This window comes from Flavobacterium sp. 90 (genome assembly GCF_004339525.1).
GTDB lineage: Bacteria > Bacteroidota > Bacteroidia > Flavobacteriales > Flavobacteriaceae > Flavobacterium.
In genome coordinates, this window is the sequence record NZ_SMGE01000001.1 from 1,125,009 (window position 1) to 1,142,685 (window position 17,677).

The window sequence follows — 17,677 nt, forward strand, 5'->3', positions numbered from 1 at the left end:
TAAATTTACACTCCCAATTTAATGGGGTAATTTAATTTTTTGCAAATGTTAAAAAAAGGATCGAAACTAAATAGTATTTTAACAGGAAGTTGTCCAAAATGCCAAAAAGAAAGCATGTATTCGGACAGAAACCCACTTCATTTGACTAAAGTTCTCAAAATGAACGATCATTGTAGCCATTGCGGATTAAAATATCAAATTGAACCTTCGTTTTTTTATGGTGCAATGTATGTGAGTTACGGTTTAAATGTTGCCGTAGGAATTGCAGCTTTTATTGTTTCGTTTGTGTTTTTTAAAACCTCAATCGAAGAGTCATTTATAACAATCGTTGTTACCTTAATTCTGTTATTTCCGTTTGTTTTGCGACTTTCCAGAAATTTATATATTAATATGTTCGTTTCTTATGATCCTAATGCTGGTCAGGGTTAAGACTTTTTAAATATCTTTTGCGAAAGCGTTTAATATCTATTTCGCGCTCAAAAGGAATTTCATTTTCGATATGATCGTACAAAACTTTTGCCATTGCTGGTCCGAGCATAACTCCTCTTGTTCCTAATCCGTTAAGAATATGTAGCGTTTTAAACTCTTCGTGAGTTCCTATTAGTGGTCTCCTGTCTTTTACGGTAGGACGAACTCCGCCATAATGCTCGACAATTTCGAAATCGCAGTCAATAATTTCGTTTATTCGCTCTATTAATTCTTGTTTTCCTGCTTCGGTAGGTATATCTGTTTTGTCTTCCCAATTGTATGTTGCACCAACTTTAAACAAATCATTGCCAAGCGGTAATATAAAAACACTTGTATTCATAATTACATCCAAATCTAAATCCGGAGCTTTTATCACAAACATTTCTCCTTTGGTACCGTCTAATGGCAAATAATTAAAAAAAGGATTTTTATGCAATCCAAAGCCTTCTGCAAAAATGATATTTCGTGCCTGAATATTTTTATACTGAATTCCATAATCAAAAAACTCAATATAACCGTAATCGAAAGCCTGCTCTAATAATAAATTATTCTGCTTTAAATATTCTCTATAAGTATCTAATAACAGCATTGTATCTACATAACCGGTATGCAATACTTCGCCATAATCGTATGGAGAATCAATTCCTTTATATTTTTTAGTAATAATTTTGGTTGATAAAAAAGGTGCCAAGTTTCTTTTGTCTGAAGCCGAAAACCAATTGTTCTGCTCTTCTATAGAGAAAAATTTTCTTAGAATGGGAAGTTTAAAATTAAACTTGGTTTGTAACTTCTCTTCAATCTCATTGTAAAATTCATTCATTACAACTAATTGTTCCTGTGCATTCCAGACCTCGCTAAAACGCTTTAAAATAACAGGATTATAAAACCCTCCCGCTACTCTTGAAGATACCTGAGACATATTATCTACTACTAAAATAGATTTATTGTTTTTAAGGGCAATTTCTGCAAATGAAATTCCGGCCAATCCAGATCCGATAATTAAATAATCTAACATGTGTAAAAGATAAAATATAAAAAAACTCTTGGTACAAAGGTACTAAGAGTTTTTTGTTTTAATACGGTTTGGATACTTAGTAGTTCCACATATCTTCTTCGAAGTTGCGAATCTTTTCTTTTACTCTTTCCGATTCTAACAACTGATTTTGTGCATTGTTTTTCATATAATCTTTGATCTCACGATCTCCGTACATATTCTCTTCTTTATAAATAATAGAATTAAAACGTCGTGAATTTAAAATCTGATCAAATGAAATTGGTCGTGCCGAATTATTGTCATTAAATGCTGTTGCTTCATTTAGCACTTCCCGGGCATTGGGGAAAAAGACCCAAAATAATTCAATGTAATCCTTCTCGTCGCTGTTCATTGTATAAACATCAGGAGTCACGGGACAAATTCCTAACAAACGATATTTCAAATCACCTTGACGTTTATCAAAATACCAATATCCTTTTATTTTATACTGTGTAACATCAGCGGCAGTTAAATCTTGCTTAAGGATATATTCCGCAGGAACAGTTCTTGTTGCACCAACTGTCTGATCAACATAAGTAACAACTTTCTTTTTACCTGTTCCGGTAACGACTTTTTTCTTGACAACATGTGTTTTATAATCATCCGGATATTGGTTAATTAATTCTCTACCGGCATCTGTCGTATCAATTCGTGATAAAGACCCCTGAATATCCTTTAATGTTTTTTTGGTATTAAAATAACTATCTGAATACACTTCCGTAATCCTGCCTGTTCTCATAGCTTTGGTTAAAACGTCATAAAGTGAACGCCTATCAGAACCAATATTGGCAGTATCTACAGGAAAATAAAAAGGAAAATTGATTTTTTCATTTAAGTCGATGATTTCCCATACCGTTTTCCCCATCAAAACATCTCTGTCATCAATATAACCATAAGCCAATGGCTTATCGTTGTCTGCAATGAGCTGAGCAGCGTTCTTTTGTCCAATTTGGTCAGCAGTTTTTGCATTAAGCAAATTCGATTGTGCATTGGAAGCAAAACTCCCTATAACCAAAACACTAGCGATTAAAAAACTTTTTACTTTCATAATGATATTATTAGAACATAGTAAACGTAAATTTACGTAATTTATTGTTATTTTTCTTACATCATTTAAAAATTCATAAAAACTGCCTAAATCACTAGGATTGCAAACAAAAGAACCACAGCTTATTACACATCAAACATCAGTTTTACTTCAATAAAAGCAAAAAAAAACTCTTACTACACAGGTAGTAAGAGTTTTTATTATAATGTAATTTGGATACTTAGTAGTTCCACATATCTTGTTCGAAGTTACGAATCTTCTCTTTCACTCTTTCAGATTCTAACAACTGATTTTGAGCGTTATCTTTCATGTAATCGCTAATTGCTCTGTCTCCGTACAAGTTTTCTTCTTTGTAGATTTCTGAATTGAAACGTCTAGAGTTTAATATTTGATCAAATGAAATTGGAAGTGCTGAATTATTATCGTTAAAAGCTTTTGCTTCATGCAATACTTCTCTCGCATTAGGGAAGAAAACCCAGAATAACTCAATATAATCCTTTTCGTCACTATTCATAGTGTAAACATCCGGAGTTACAGGACAAATTCCAAGTAAACGATATTTCAATTCACTTTGACGTTTGTCAAAATACCAGTATCCTTTAATTTTATATTGTGTAACGTCTGCTGCAGTAAGATCTTGTTTCAAGATATACTCAGAAGGAACTGTTCTTGTTGCACCAACTGTTTCATCAACATAAGTAACAACTTTCTTTTTACCAGTACCTGTAACTACTTTTTTCTTCACTACGTGAGATTTGTAATCATCTGGGTATTGGTTGATCAATTCTCTACCAGCATCTGTAGTATCAATACGTGATAATGCACCTTCGATGTCTTTCATAGATTTTTTAGTATTGAAATAACTGTCGCTATATACTTCAGTTATTTTACCGTTTTTAACGGCTTTCGTCAAAACGTCATATAATGAACGTCTGTCTGAACCAATATTAGCTGTATCTACCGGAAAATACATTGGAAAGTTGATTTTTTCATTCAAATCAATAATCTCCCAAGTAGTTTTTCCCATCAAGACATCTCTATCATCTACATAACCGTAAGCCAATGGCTTATCATTGTCTGAGATAAGTTGTGCAGGAGTTTTAAGTCCAATTTGAGCAGGTGTTTTTGCATTAAGCAAATTAGATTGCGCGTTAGAAGCAAAACCTCCAGCGATAGAAACAATAGCTATTAAAAAATTTCTTACTTTCATCATGATATCATTATGAGATATTGAGCGTAGTTTTACCTACTATATTATTGTATTTCGTAAATTACCGGTGCAGTTCTTGGTAATAAATAACTACCAGCTCCAACAAGTTTAGTTTTAATTTCAGAAATAGTAACCTGATCTCCTTTACCTGCTCTTGAAAGAACTTGTTTACATTGTGCACTTAATTTGTTACCAGTAACAACAACTGTAGGTTGTCCGGCAATTTTCAAGTTAAATCCAACAACATCTAAACCAACTTCAAAATCAAAATCAAGTAATTTAGCACCAATCGTAGCAATTTCTAAGTTAGATCTAGGCCCTTTTACAACACCCATTTCACCTCTAATTGTTCCTGTTGGCCCAGGAATACCTTTAATTCTAAATGTTTTCTTATCTGTTACTTTATCTCCGTTTGGCAATGTACCAGTTACAGAAATAGTAGCTTCAGTACCAGCACCCGGGTTCATGTTATATTTTCCTGCTTTTCCAGCTGAAGATAATCCAGGAGCGCTAGCAACAACTTTGTTATCAGCAACACCAGCGAATGATACAGAGATTGGGTTAACAACACCTCTATAAACTACATTCATTTTGTCTGCAGAAATTGTAGCAGAGTTTGGTCTTGGTACAACAACGTAAGTTCCATTAAAAGGAAGATTAATTGGCTTACCATTTTCCATGAAATTGAAAGAACCTCCAATTTTTTGTTCTCCAACTCCACCAGCTGTCATTTCTAACACAGCTTGACCATTAACTAATTTACCTGGTCCTTTAAAACCACTAAATTGAGCATTTGGATCGTATTTTCCTAAAACTACTTTACCAGTAACTTTTTCTCCTTGGAAATAAGCATTTTTATCTAAAACAACAATAGCTTGAAATTTACTGTAAGATGCTTCATCTACAGCCGCTTTTCCTAGAGCATTACTGTAAACATCAGATTCAGTTTTTTGAACGTCATTTTGCCAAGCTGTAAGTTTAGCTAATGAAGCAACTGCAGGAAAACCTTTAAAGTGGTAAGCTAAATACTTATCTTTTAAACCTTCTTTGTTTTTTACATCTGAAACATCAAATTTCTTTTCAACTTCAGCTATAATAGCAGCGTATTTATTATTTTTATCTGTCAAAGCAGCTTTCATGTCCGCTTTATACTTTTCAATTTTAGAAATAACTTCATTTCCTTTAGCAGTATATCCTTCTCCTGTAAACCAGTTGTCGATATTATCACCTTTGTCCATAGACTCATAAGGTAATTTTCCTGTTTCTTTATCAGTTTCAAATCCGTGTAAAACGTCTCCTTTTAAAGAACCAATGTACGCATAAAATTCTTTCGAAATTGTTTCAACTTTATGAGCTGTAACTGCTGCTGTAGCGAATTCTCCTTTTGACTCAGAAGCTTTTAAGTCTAATGAAGATAACATTTTAGCATTATTTGCAACCGAAGCATTATTAGCGCTTTCAAATTTTTCATTCATTAAGCCAAAAGCAGATAAAACTTCTTTTGACATATTCATTGCTAACATTGCGATGAAAACCAGATACATCAGGTTAATCATCTTCTGTCTAGGGGTTAATTTTCCTCCTGCCATTTTTTTCTAATTAGTTCTTATTAATAATTTTAATATAATAGTTAAAAACTAATTATCCTTTGTTACTCATTGCAGAAAGCATACCACCGTAAACACTGTTCAAAGAAGCAATGTTTGCAGTCATTGATTGCATTTGTTCTTTTAATTTAGAAGCATTTTCAGCGATTTCGCTGTTTGCTTGTGCATTTCTTGAAGCACTTTCTAATTGTACTTTGTATAAGCTGTTTAATGATTCCATTTGTGCAGCAGCCATAGACATTTCTTCAGCATATTTCTTTTGTCCTGCGATAGAATCTACAGTTGGAGAAATTGCTTTTGCAGCTCCTTCGAAATTTTTGATAGAGTTTCCTAAACTTGACATTAATTCACCGTCAATTTTAGCTTCTTTCAACATAGTGTCTAATTTTTGAGACAACAATCCTTGAGCATCAGATGGAGTTTCAACTTTGTCAGCTTTTTTTCTAGCTTGACCATTAGCCAATTCTGGGTAAACAAGAGTCCAGTCTAACTCGTCGTCTACTGGTTCGAAAGCAGAAAGAGCAAAGATTAACGCCTCAGTTACTAATCCAACTGAAAGCATCAATGTACCTGTTAACGGTCCAATTTCAAAGTGAGTAATTTTGAATAATGCTCCAATAATTACTACTGCCGCTCCCATACCATAAGCGAAATTCATTGCTTTTTTACTTAATAATGCCATAATACTTTTTTTTAGGTTTTAATTTTAAATAGATTCGATTTGGTTATTGATTATAATTATAATTTACTTTTCTTTTTTCCGCTTCCAGTTGTTTGAGTTCCCATGTAATCTTGTACAGTTCTGAAACCAATATAACTTCTTGCAGAATCAGCATATTCGTGATCACGAGTACTTACCTGTAGGAAGTACGCAACATCTTTCCAAGATCCTCCACGAACAACTTTTCTTTGATTGTTTCCATCAATTACGTTAGGGTTCATTGTAGAAACGTATTCGTATGCATTTGGATTGTAAGCTGAATCTGTCCACTCTGAAACGTTTCCTGCCATGTTATATAATCCGTAACCGTTTGGCTCATAAGATTTAGCCTCAACAGTATATAAAGCCTCATCAGCTGCATAATCTCCTCTGTTAGGTTTGAAGTTTGCTAAGAAACAACCTCTGTCACTTTTAGTGTAAGGACCTCCCCATGGGTAAGTTGCAGACTCCAGACCACCTCTTGCAGCATACTCCCATTCTGCTTCAGTTGGTAATCTGAAAGCATTTACTAAATCACGTCCTTTTTTCTTAGATTTGATATAGCTGTTTTTATTTAAGGTTCTCCAAGCACAGAATGCTTTAGCTTGTTTCCAAGTCACACCAACTACAGGATAGTCTCCGTAAGCTTTATGCCAGAAATAATCGTTATGCATTGGCTCATTATATGAGTAAGCGAAATCTTTAATCCAAACTGTTGTATCTGGATAAACACTAACTTGTTCTGTTTTAACGAAGTCTTTTCTTTTTCCTACTTTAGCTTTTGCAGCAGCCTGAATATCCATCCAAGAATAACGGAATTTCAATTTATTTACATCAATTGTTCTTAAACCATTATATGATTCTTCAATTGGCAAATACATAGAGTCCATTACCTCAGTATAATACTCATCCGGGTAAGCTTTAGTATCTTTAATTAACTTCACTTTTTTGTTTAATTTTCTACCAGCATACGGATCATCTTTTGTCCCTACACTATAGTAGTTATCATACATATATTTATCATAAGCCGTCATTTTGTCCGGCTCAGAATCATTAAATGCATAATCTGCGATACTACCGCCTTTTTTACCTTTAGCATCACCTGAAGCTTTTTGCCCGGTTTCATCAGCTAAAATAGCCAAACGAACTCTCATTGTAGAGTCTTTTACCCACTCCACAAACTGACGATATTCGCTATTTGTAATTTCGGTTTCATCCATATAAAACGAACGAACAGTTACTGTTTTAGTCGGAGCATCCTCCACATTCGCTAAATCAGCATCAGCCTTACCCATTATAAAAGATCCACCTGGAACCAAAGTCATTCCATAAGGTTTTTCAGGATGCCATTTCCCTCCTGTAACACCAACCAATTCTCCTTTGTCTCCTGACTTACCACAGCCAATTACCAGTGTTAACATTGCTGCAAATGCAATAAACTTCTTCATATAAATTTGGATTATCTATTCATTATTATAAGTTCGTAAACGTATTTATTATTTATCTAAAAAACAATACTAGTTGCGAAATTTATTTTACCGTTCAAAAATAATGTTAAATAAAATAAAAAAAAAATATTTCCTCGACAAACTGACTTAAAAAATCGACGTAAAACGTTAAATTTTATATTTTGTAAACCTTGCCTTACTAATAATTCTTAATGATTTTTTTACATTACATAAACTGCAAAATTTATTGTAAAGCTTTACTTCATAAAGCATTTTTTCTTTGTGCTTTCCACCATCTCTCAGGCAATTCTTGGTTGCAAGCCGAGAGATATTCGTCGTAGGAACACGGTAATAACGTATTTCTTTTTAATTTATTGTGACCGTTAGATTCGTAAGGAATTTCTATCCACCAACGTTCTGTTTTATCACTTTTATAAAAAATTAATTCTTCTTCTTCAAGCGGAACAATATATTTTAAATAGTTCGTTCTGCTACCAAACGGATACTCTTTTGATCGGTAATGATATCCTTCTATAAAATACCAAACAATCTGTGCAATTATTCCAGCTTCCTGCGCTGTGCTATTATGATTAAACACTCCAAAAGAGGAAACTTTATCACTAATTCCAGCATATCTCGCCAAAGAACAAATCTCTTTTCCATTGAAACCATTTGGCTCAAAATAAACATTATTCCCTGAAGCAGAAGACTTTACCGAATTCAAATCAATACTAACTAAATCAGCATCTCTAAAAACGGGTTCTGCTAAAGCTATCTTATTTGAAATTTCACCTAAACGATAAGCATCAAAAAATAATTTTTCGATCAAATCAATTTCTTCCTGCGAGTTGTAATACGTCTGATATCCTATATTACAATAATTAAAGAGATTATTAGGCTCATCTATAATGATTTTAGTCAAAAAAGAATTTGCCGAAACAGTTTCATTTTCTTTTCCGAAATCAAATTTATTATCTACAGAAACCATGTTTACCATTTGCTCTAAATCGTCATAAGCACGATACATTGCATAGGTCAAATCCTGGGAACCTCCTAGGACTATAGGAATCACTTTATTCTTAATTAATGTAGAAGTTACTTTTTTTACTGCAAAATAAGTGTCCTCTACAGAATCTCCGGCAAGTATATCTCCAAGGTCTGCAATCGACGCATCCCAATTACCAGGAAACATACTGTAAATCTTTTTACGAACTGCCGTAAGATCTACGTTATTAATCATATCACTGCTGCGACGGTCTTCTAAAACACCAACAATAGCAATGCTTATTCTGCTAATATCAGGAAATTGATCTTGGGTATGCAAAACTATTTTGCTTCCCAATTCTTGTGAAGACAACGAACTAATGAATTTTAAAACTCCTTCGTTAACTGGTTCTAGAAAATCAAATTCCATTTTTTATTTCTTTTTTGCAGCTGCTTTTTTAGCTGGAGCTTTTTTGGTTGTTGTTGCTTTTTTTGCTGGTGTTTTCTTTGCCGGTGTTTTTTTGGCAATCATTTCCTGAACTTCTTCTAATGTCAATTTTGTCGCATCAACATCTTTGCTTAATTCAATTTTGATTTTACCTTTTGTAATAACCGAGCGTCCCCAACGCGCTTTTTCAACCAAAATCCCTTCGTCTTCCCAATTATGAAGTACTTTATCTATATTTTTTTGTAATTTATCTTCAATCAGTTCTTCAACATCTTGTTGTGATAAATTATCAAAATTGTATTTTTTACTTACGTTAACAAAAAGACCATTCCATTTGATGAATGGACCAAAACGTCCCACACCTTTCTGAACTCCTTCGCCTCTGTAAACAGCAATTGGCGCATCAGCAATAGCTTTTTCGTCAATTAATTCCTGCGCTCTTTCTTTAGAAAGACTTAATGGATCTTCTCCTTTTGGCAAAGAAATGAACACGCTTCCGTGACGTACATAAGGTCCATAACGGCCATTACTAACTTCTACTTCTTCTCCTTTATATTCTCCTAAGTTTTTAGGCAATAAAAATAAATTTAAAGCTTCTTCAAGTGTAATGTTTCCGATATTTTGATCAGACATTAAACTGGCAAACTTTTTATCTTCATCATCAGCTTCTCCAATTTGAGCCATTGGTCCAAATTTTCCTAAACGAACAGAAACTTGTCTTCCGTCAGCATCTTTACCAAGAATTCTTTCTCCACTTTCACGTTCTGCATTTGCTTCAACCTCTTTTACATTTGGATGAAATTTATTGTAGAACTCTTGCATCATGATTGCCCAGTCAATATTTCCTTCGGCAATCTCATCGAAATCCTGCTCTACTTTTGCAGTAAAATTATAATCCAGAATATTTCCGAAGTTCTTCACTAAGAAATCTGTTACAATTGTACCGATATCTGTTGGAACTAATTTTCCTTTATCTGAACCTGTATTTTCTTTTAGCAACTTCTCACCTACTTTATTGGCTTGCAAAGTAAGTTGAGTATAATTACGTTCCTGACCTTCAAGAGTTCCTTTTTCAACATAATTTCTGTTGATGATAGTCGAAATAGTTGGTGCGTACGTAGACGGACGTCCAATTCCTAGTTCTTCTAATTTCTTAACCAACGAAGCTTCTGTATATCTTGCTGGTGGTCTTGAATATCTTTCGGTTGCTGTAATATAGTTGTTAACTAATTTTTCGTTTACTTTTAATGCAGGCAACATTCCTTCTTGTTCTTCTTCATCGTCATCATGACCTTCTAAATATACTTTTAGAAATCCTTCAAAAAGTAAAACTTCACCCGAAGCTGTAAAAATTTCACTGTGATTATTCGCTTCAATTTTTACGTTTGTTCTTTCTAATTGTGCATCACTCATTTGAGATGCCAATGTTCTTTTCCAGATCAAATCATACAAACGCGCCTGGTCACGATCAATATTTACCGTATGACGAGACATATCTGTAGGACGAATTGCTTCGTGCGCCTCTTGAGCTCCCTTGCTTTTGTTAGCAAAAGTTCGAGGTTTCGAAAATTCTTTTCCGTATGATTTTATGATTTCAGCTTCTGCAGCGCTCATTGCTTCAGCAGAAAGATTCACACTATCCGTTCTCATATAAGTAATAAGTCCGGCTTCGTACAAACGCTGCGCAAGCTGCATTGTGATTCCAACTGGCAAATACAATTTTCTGGCTGCTTCTTGTTGCAAAGTAGAAGTTGTAAATGGTGCTGTTGGTGATTTTTTGGTAGGTTTAGTTTCTAAATCTGCTACCTTATATTGTGATCCGATGTTTTGATTTAAAAAATCTTCGGCTTCTTTTTTTGTATTGAAATTCTTTGGCAATTTGGCTTTGAAAGTTTTTCCTGCCTCATTTACAAATTCTGCTACGATAGAATAACTCGCAACTGCATTAAAGTTTTGAATTTCGCGTTCTCTCTCAACAATTAAACGAACTGAAACTGACTGAACACGTCCGGCAGAAAGTCCGCCTTTGATTTTTCTCCATAAAACAGGAGACAATTCATAACCTACTAAACGATCTAAAACACGACGCGCTTGTTGTGCGTTTACTAAATTATAATCTATTTCTCTTGGATTCTCGATTGCTTTAAGAATCGCTGTCTTTGTAATTTCGTGAAAAACAATTCGCTTTGTTTTTTTAGTATCTAGTTTTAATTCTTCCGCCAAGTGCCATGATATAGCCTCACCCTCGCGGTCCTCATCGCTTGCTAGCCAAACCATTTCGGCATTCTTAGATAGTGTTTTCAGTTTACTTACTAAAGCTTTTTTGTCTGGAGAAACTTCGTACTTAGGTTTAAATCCATTTTCTACATCTACGCCTATTTCCTTTGATGGTAAATCTGCTATATGTCCGTAACTTGACTCTACCTGAAAATCACTTCCTAGAAATTTCTCTATCGTTTTCGCCTTTGCAGGTGACTCCACTATTACTAAATTCTTTGCCATTGCTCTATTTTTCTGCAACAAAAGTATCTATTTTTTTTAAATATCAGCCTTGTGAATTCATTTTTGAGTTATTTTAATATTATGTTTCTTTAAATTACAGATTTATCTGTATTCCCACCTATTATATATATAGGTACAATTTTTATGGGTTTATGACCGAGAAATGTTCTTTTTTTATCCTAAACCCCTAGCCCGGATTATAGTGGAAAGCCCGGAATAAAAAATGCAAAAGTTTCTTGTTTTGAAAAAGCGACCAACGGAAGCTCTTTTTAAAACATCAGAAACTTTGCGTTTTTTATGAGGACTTGTAGCGAAAAGCCGGAAATAGCTACAAATTATTTTAGATTTTAGATTGTTGATTTTAGATTAATCCACTTTATCTATATTTTTTCTAATTTAACTTATTTGCGTAGTTATTATTAAAATCTAAAATCAGCAATCGTTAATCAATAATCTAAAATCAACAATCTAAAATCTAAAATTTCTTTTCTGCCATCTTGTCACATTGGCCTCATTTACGTTATCTTTGCACTTTGAAATTATACAATGGAAAAGATTATTGAGGAAAGCAAACAGGGCGAAAGTCTTGTTCTAGAGAATAAACCTGAGAATACTAAAAAACTTTTTATAGAAAGTTACGGTTGTGCGATGAATTTTTCGGACAGTGAAGTCGTAGCTTCCATCTTATCAATAAACGGATATAATACTACTCAAACTCTTGAAGATGCGGATTTAGTTTTGGTAAATACTTGCTCGATTCGAGATAAGGCGGAGCAAACTATTCGTAAACGTCTGGAGAAATATAATGCAGTAAAACGTATTAACCCAAAGATGAAAGTGGGCGTTTTGGGCTGTATGGCCGAGCGTTTGAAAAGCCAATTTCTCGAAGAAGAAAAAATAGTAGATCTTGTTGTTGGTCCTGATGCATACAAAGATTTACCAAATTTATTAGCGGAAGTTGAGGAAGGTCGCGATGCTATTAATGTAATTTTATCAAAAGAGGAAACTTACGGAGATATTTCGCCTGTTCGTTTAATGAGCAACGGAATTACGGCGCTGGTTTCGATCACTCGTGGTTGCGATAATATGTGTACTTTTTGCGTTGTACCTTTTACTCGCGGTCGTGAGCGTAGTCGTGAACCTCAAAGTATTATGAAGGAAATTCAGGATTTATGGGATAAAGGCTTTAAGGAAATTACACTTTTAGGACAAAACGTTGATAGTTACCTTTGGTACGGTGGCGGTTTGAAAAAAGATTTCGTAAATGCTACTGAAATGCAAAAAGCAACAGCGGTTGATTTTGATCAATTGCTTGAAATGGTTGCTGTTGGTTTCCCAAAAATGCGTATTAGATTTTCGACTTCTAATCCGCAGGATATGCACGAAAGCATCTTGCATGTTATTGCAAAATATCCAAATATCTGTAAACATATTCACTTGCCGGTTCAGTCTGGAAGTGACCGTATTCTAAAAGAAATGAATCGTTTGCATACTCGCGAAGAATATATGACTTTGATTGATAAGATTAAAGCTATTATTCCGAATGCTTCGATTTCGCAAGATATGATTGCCGGTTTCCCAACAGAAACTGAGCAAGACCACCAAGATACAATGAGCTTAATGGAATACGTGAAATATAATTTTGGTTATATGTATTCGTATTCTGAGCGCCCGGGAACTCTCGCAGGAAGAAAAATGGAAGATGATGTTCCGGAAGAAACGAAAGCGAGAAGATTACAGGAAATTGTCGATTTGCAACAAAAACACGCTTGGTTCCGCAGTGAGGAATTCGTGGGACAAATTGTTGAAGTTTTAGTCGAAAAAGTATCTAAAAAATCAACGGAAGAATTCTCAGGAAGAAACTCTCAAAGTATTACGGTAGTTTTCCCTAAAGAGAATTATAAAATTGGAGATTTTGTAAATGTAAAAATCACTAGTTGCACTTCTGGAACCTTAAAAGGTGAAGCGGTTGGGCTAAGCGCAATGAATTAAAGTTTTTTTTGCCACGAATTTCACTAATTTGAACGAATTTTCTTTCTATTTGTTTATGAATCGATAAATTTGCTTTTAAAAAAGGAATTATGGAATTATATCGAAAAGAGGAATATTATAAAATTGTAGGTATTTGTATGGAAATCCATAGAATTCTTGGTGGTGGACTTCTTGAAATTGTTTACAAAGATGCATTGGAATATGAATTCAAAAAACATAATATTCCATTTGAACGTGAAAAAAAATATGATATTCAATACAAAGACATAGTTTTAGCACATAAATTCTATGCTGATTTTGTTATTTACGATGAAATTATTTTAGAAATAAAAGCATCTAAAGAAATTATAGATGAGCATACAGCTCAAACAATTAATTATTTAAGACTAGCTAATAGTGATTTGGGAATTATTATTAACTTTAATAAAAAGTCACTACAACATAAAAGAGTTATTCATTAGCCCGATTTAAAAAATTTGTGAAAATTTGTGTAATTCGTGGCAAAAGATATAAAACATAAATGGAAACAGTTCAAGCAATAAAACAGCGATTTGAAATTATTGGAAATGATCCGAAATTGAATCGCGCTATCGAAAAAGCCATTCAGGTTGCTCCTACTGATATTTCGGTAATGGTAACTGGAGAAAGTGGTGTTGGTAAAGAAAATATTCCAAGAATAATCCATTCGCTTTCGCACAGAAAGCATGGTAAATATATTGCTGTAAACTGTGGTGCAATTCCGGAAGGAACGATTGACAGTGAACTTTTTGGTCACGAAAAAGGGGCTTTTACAGGCGCAACAAGTACGCGTGAAGGTTATTTTGAAGTAGCCGATGGCGGAACTATTTTCCTTGACGAAGTTGGTGAATTACCATTAACTACTCAAGTAAGATTACTTCGTGTTCTTGAAAATGGTGAGTTTATAAAAGTAGGTTCATCTCAGGTTCAGAAAACAAATGTTAGAATCGTTGCGGCAACAAACGTGAATTTATTCAATGCTATTGAAAAAGGAAAGTTTCGTGAGGATTTGTATTATCGTTTGACGACTGTTGAAATTACTTTACCGCCTTTACGCGAAAGAAACGAAGACATTCACTTATTATTCAGAAAATTTGTTGCCGATTTTGCGCATAAATACAAAATGCCTCCGTTGAAATTAGACGATGATGCCGTTCAGCTTTTGCAAAAATTCAGGTGGAATGGTAACATTCGTCAGTTGCGAAATGTAGCTGAACAAATTTCAGTTCTGGAAACTAATCGTGATATTTCATTGGCTACTTTACAATCTTATCTTCCTAGTAATGAAGGAAGCAATTTGCCTTCTGTAATTAGTGACAAGAAAAAAGACAGCGATTTTAGCACTGAAAGAGATATTTTGTACAAAGTGCTTTTTGATATGAAAAGTGATCTGAATGATTTAAAGAAACTCACTTTGGAATTGATGAAAAACGGAACATCAAAAGTGCAGGATATAAATCCGAATCTGATTCAGAAGATATATGGTTCTCAGGAAAATGAAAGCGAAATAGATTTTGAAGAAGAACCAAGAACTGCTGTAATGACACCAACAGCACGTGAAGAAAATTATCAAATGCAGGATGACAACTATTTGTTCGCCGAAACAATTGAGGAAGAAGAAGTTTTGCGTTTAGAACAAAAAGAAATCGAAATGATCAAAAAATCATTAGAGAAAAATAAAGGTAAACGAAAAGCTGCTGCAGATGAATTAGGCATTTCTGAACGAACTTTATATAGAAAAATTAAACAATTTGATTTGTAGTTTTGTCACAAAGACACCAAATGTTTTAGACGAAAATGAATATCTTTGAACTCTTAAAGTAAAAAATGAAAAACTTAAAATATCTTCTAATTCTATTAATAGCAACAACTTTTAGCGGTTGCAACGTTTATAATTTTACAGGAACAGGAAAAATTGACGCCAAAACTTTTCAGGTTAACTTTTTTCAAAATAATGCTGATTTAGTTGAGCCTGGAATCGACAGACAATTTACGCTTGCTCTTCAGGATTTAATCATGGGGCAAACGAACTTAAACTTAGTTAGTAATGGCGGAGATTTAGTTTATGAAGGAGAAATTGTAGATTACAGAACTACTCCTATGACGGCAACCGCTGTGACATCAGGTGGTGATGTAGGGGCAGCACAAAACCGTTTGACGATTCGTGTGCAAGTTAGGTTTACTAATAAAAAGAAAGAGACTGATGATTTTGAAAAGTCATTTGAATTTTACTATGACTTTCCGGGATCAGGTCTTCCAACGGGGGCTATTTTGAACGAAGCCCTCAAAACTATTTTTGAAAGAATTACTCAGGATATTTTTAATGAGTCACTTGCAAAATGGTAATTTTTTTTGTTTAATTGGTTAATCGTGTAACCATTAAATCGATTAAACAAATTTCCGACTAAACAGATAAACAATAAAAACGATTAAACAATAAATAATGAACGTAACTGATTATACTTACTTAATGAACAAACCCGATGCTATTACTGAAAAGCAAACGGATGCATTAGGAAGTGTCTTGAATGAATTTCCGTATTTTCAAAGTGCACGCGCATTGCGATTAAAAGGACTTTATGATCAAAACAGCTTTAAGTATAATTATGCTTTAAAAGTTACTGCGGCTCATACTTGTGATCGTTCGGTTTTGTTTGATTTTATAACATCAGAAACATTTACTTCTATCCAAAGCGAATATTACGATCAAAAGCTGAAACATCTTTTGAATATTACTGTTTTTGACAGTGAAATAATTTCGACGGAACAAAGTAAAAAAGTCCCAGAAGTACGAATTGATCCAATTGAAAAATCAATTTTAAATTCTATTAAAGAAGCTACATCTGTTACTTTTGAAAAACCTGTAATCATTGAGGAACCAACTTTAGATTCTTTTAAAGAAGTAACAATAACTTTTGAAGAACCTACAAAAATAGAGCAACCTAAAATTGAAACCATTAGTGAGCAAGCAATTTTAGATTCTTTTAAAGAAGTTTCAACCCTAACTTTTGAAAAAGCTATAAAAGCAGAAGAACCTAAAATTGAGCTGATTGATGAGCAAGCAATTCTAGATTCTTTTAAAGAGGTTACAAAAATAACATTTGAAGAACCTGTAAAAACAGAGGGACCTATAATTGAAGCAATTAGTGAGCAAGCAATTTTAGATTCTTTTAAAGAAGTTACAACAGAATCTTTTGAAGAAACTGCACAAATTGAAGAACCTAAAATTGATGCTATAATTGAGCAACCTCTTTTAACTTCTGATAAAGAAGAAGCAGTTGCAACTTTTGACGAAACTGAAAAAATTGAGGAACAAAAAGTTGATGCTATAAAAGTTGATGCTATAATTGAGCAACCTATTTTAACTTCTGATAAAGAAGAAACAATTGCAACTTTTGAAGAGCCTGTAAAAATCGAGGAACAAAAAGTTGATTCTATAGTTGACCAGCCTGTTTTAACTTCTGATATAGAAGAAACAAACATAACTTTTGAAGAACCTGCAAAAATCGAGGAACAAAAAGTTGATTCTATTATTGAACAGCCTGTTAAAATAGCAACTTCGACATTTTTTGACGAAACAGTTGATGATGAAATTCCAGAAGTACAAATTGATTCAATTGAAAAATCAATTTTAAATTCAAGCGAAGAAACTTCAACAACAATTTTTGAGAAAACTTTAGAAATTGAAGAACCAAAAGAAATTGAAATTCTGGAAACTGTAAAAAATGCAGAAGAAAATCTGGAAATAGGAAAACCTTTGGATTTTTCGGTTAATGAGAAACACTCTTTTCAGGAATGGCTGCAATTAGCCAAAACTGAGCCTATTGACAGAACAGACGAAACTCAGGAAAAAGAAACTCCGCAAGAAGAAGAAAAAAAAACGGAAGAAGTAACTGAAATAAAAGTTGAAGAAGAAGAACTAGAAGAAGAGAAGAAAAAAAAAGCTGAAATAATCGATAAATTCATTGAAACAAACCCGAAAATTTCACCTATAAAACAAACTGCAATCACTCCAGCGGTACAATTCAACATAAATCAAGAGGATAATTCATATCTAATGACAGAGACTTTGGCACGAGTTTATCTGGAACAAAAAAAATATACAAAAGCAATACAAGCATATGAAATATTAATTTTGAAATATCCAGAAAAAATTAGTTTCTTTGCAGACCGTATTTCGGATATAAAGATTTTACAACAAAATAACAATAATAATTAA

14 protein-coding genes are annotated in these 17,677 nt (G+C 33.5%); 6 read left to right on the forward strand and 8 right to left on the reverse strand.

Annotation, left to right across the window (positions count from 1 at the left end):
• Nucleotides 1-45: 45 nt before the first annotated feature.
• Nucleotides 46-429 (forward strand): DUF983 domain-containing protein, encoded by a 384-nt coding sequence (locus C8C83_RS04425; RefSeq protein ID WP_121326606.1) that lies wholly within the window; start codon nt 46-48, stop codon nt 427-429.
• Here C8C83_RS04425 and C8C83_RS04430 read toward each other — a convergent pair.
• From C8C83_RS04430 to topA, 8 genes are all read right to left on the reverse strand, one after another.
• Nucleotides 410-1,483, reverse strand: a complete 1,074-nt coding sequence (locus C8C83_RS04430; RefSeq protein ID WP_121326607.1) for an FAD-binding oxidoreductase — start codon at nt 1,481-1,483, stop codon at nt 410-412. The genes C8C83_RS04425 and C8C83_RS04430 overlap by 20 nt on opposite strands.
• Nucleotides 1,484-1,559: 76 nt before the next feature.
• Nucleotides 1,560-2,549, reverse strand: coding sequence for a gliding motility protein GldN (gene gldN / locus C8C83_RS04435; protein WP_121326608.1), 990 nt, complete (start codon nt 2,547-2,549; stop codon nt 1,560-1,562).
• A 220-nt stretch (nt 2,550-2,769) separates the two neighbouring features.
• Nucleotides 2,770-3,759 carry a gliding motility protein GldN gene (gldN, locus tag C8C83_RS04440; RefSeq protein WP_121326609.1) on the reverse strand — a complete coding sequence of 330 codons (990 nt, stop codon included), beginning with the start codon at nt 3,757-3,759 and terminating at the stop codon, nt 2,770-2,772.
• Between the two features lie 44 nt (nt 3,760-3,803).
• The gene (gldM, locus tag C8C83_RS04445; protein WP_121326610.1) at nt 3,804-5,348 is read right to left on the reverse strand and encodes a gliding motility protein GldM; all 1,545 of its coding nucleotides are present in this window, start codon (nt 5,346-5,348) and stop codon (nt 3,804-3,806) included.
• Nucleotides 5,349-5,400: 52 nt separating this feature from the next.
• Nucleotides 5,401-6,048, reverse strand: coding sequence for a gliding motility protein GldL (gene gldL, locus C8C83_RS04450; RefSeq protein WP_121326611.1), 648 nt, complete (start codon nt 6,046-6,048; stop codon nt 5,401-5,403).
• Nucleotides 6,049-6,104: 56 nt separating this feature from the next.
• Nucleotides 6,105-7,514: a gliding motility lipoprotein GldK gene (gldK, locus tag C8C83_RS04455; RefSeq protein WP_121326612.1), complete on the reverse strand. Its 1,410-nt coding sequence runs from the start codon at nt 7,512-7,514 to the stop codon at nt 6,105-6,107.
• Nucleotides 7,515-7,776: 262 nt separating this feature from the next.
• Entirely contained in the window at nt 7,777-8,928 is a 1,152-nt protein-coding gene (locus tag C8C83_RS04460) for a formimidoylglutamase (protein WP_121326613.1), read from the reverse strand.
• 3 nt (nt 8,929-8,931) lie between these two features.
• A complete protein-coding gene (topA, locus tag C8C83_RS04465) occupies nt 8,932-11,448 on the reverse strand; it encodes a type I DNA topoisomerase (RefSeq protein WP_132011678.1) in 2,517 nt (838 codons plus the stop codon).
• Nucleotides 11,449-11,994: 546 nt separating this feature from the next.
• Between topA and miaB the strand changes: the two genes are divergently transcribed.
• The 5 genes from miaB to C8C83_RS27185 all read left to right on the forward strand — a co-directional run bounded on the left by miaB (nt 11,995) and on the right by C8C83_RS27185 (nt 17,677).
• Nucleotides 11,995-13,440, forward strand: a complete 1,446-nt coding sequence (gene miaB / locus C8C83_RS04470; RefSeq protein ID WP_121326614.1) for a tRNA (N6-isopentenyl adenosine(37)-C2)-methylthiotransferase MiaB — start codon at nt 11,995-11,997, stop codon at nt 13,438-13,440.
• 89 nt (nt 13,441-13,529) lie between these two features.
• Nucleotides 13,530-13,901 carry a GxxExxY protein gene (locus C8C83_RS04475; protein WP_121326615.1) on the forward strand — a complete coding sequence of 124 codons (372 nt, stop codon included), beginning with the start codon at nt 13,530-13,532 and terminating at the stop codon, nt 13,899-13,901.
• A gap of 59 nt (nt 13,902-13,960) precedes the next feature.
• Nucleotides 13,961-15,220 (forward strand): sigma-54 dependent transcriptional regulator, encoded by a 1,260-nt coding sequence (locus tag C8C83_RS04480; RefSeq protein ID WP_099710974.1) that lies wholly within the window; start codon nt 13,961-13,963, stop codon nt 15,218-15,220.
• A 65-nt stretch (nt 15,221-15,285) separates the two neighbouring features.
• Nucleotides 15,286-15,804 (forward strand): LptE family protein, encoded by a 519-nt coding sequence (locus tag C8C83_RS04485; RefSeq protein ID WP_121326616.1) that lies wholly within the window; start codon nt 15,286-15,288, stop codon nt 15,802-15,804.
• Between the two features lie 97 nt (nt 15,805-15,901).
• Complete coding sequence (locus C8C83_RS27185) at nt 15,902-17,677, forward strand: tetratricopeptide repeat protein (RefSeq protein WP_158598136.1); 1,776 nt, start codon at nt 15,902-15,904, stop codon at nt 17,675-17,677.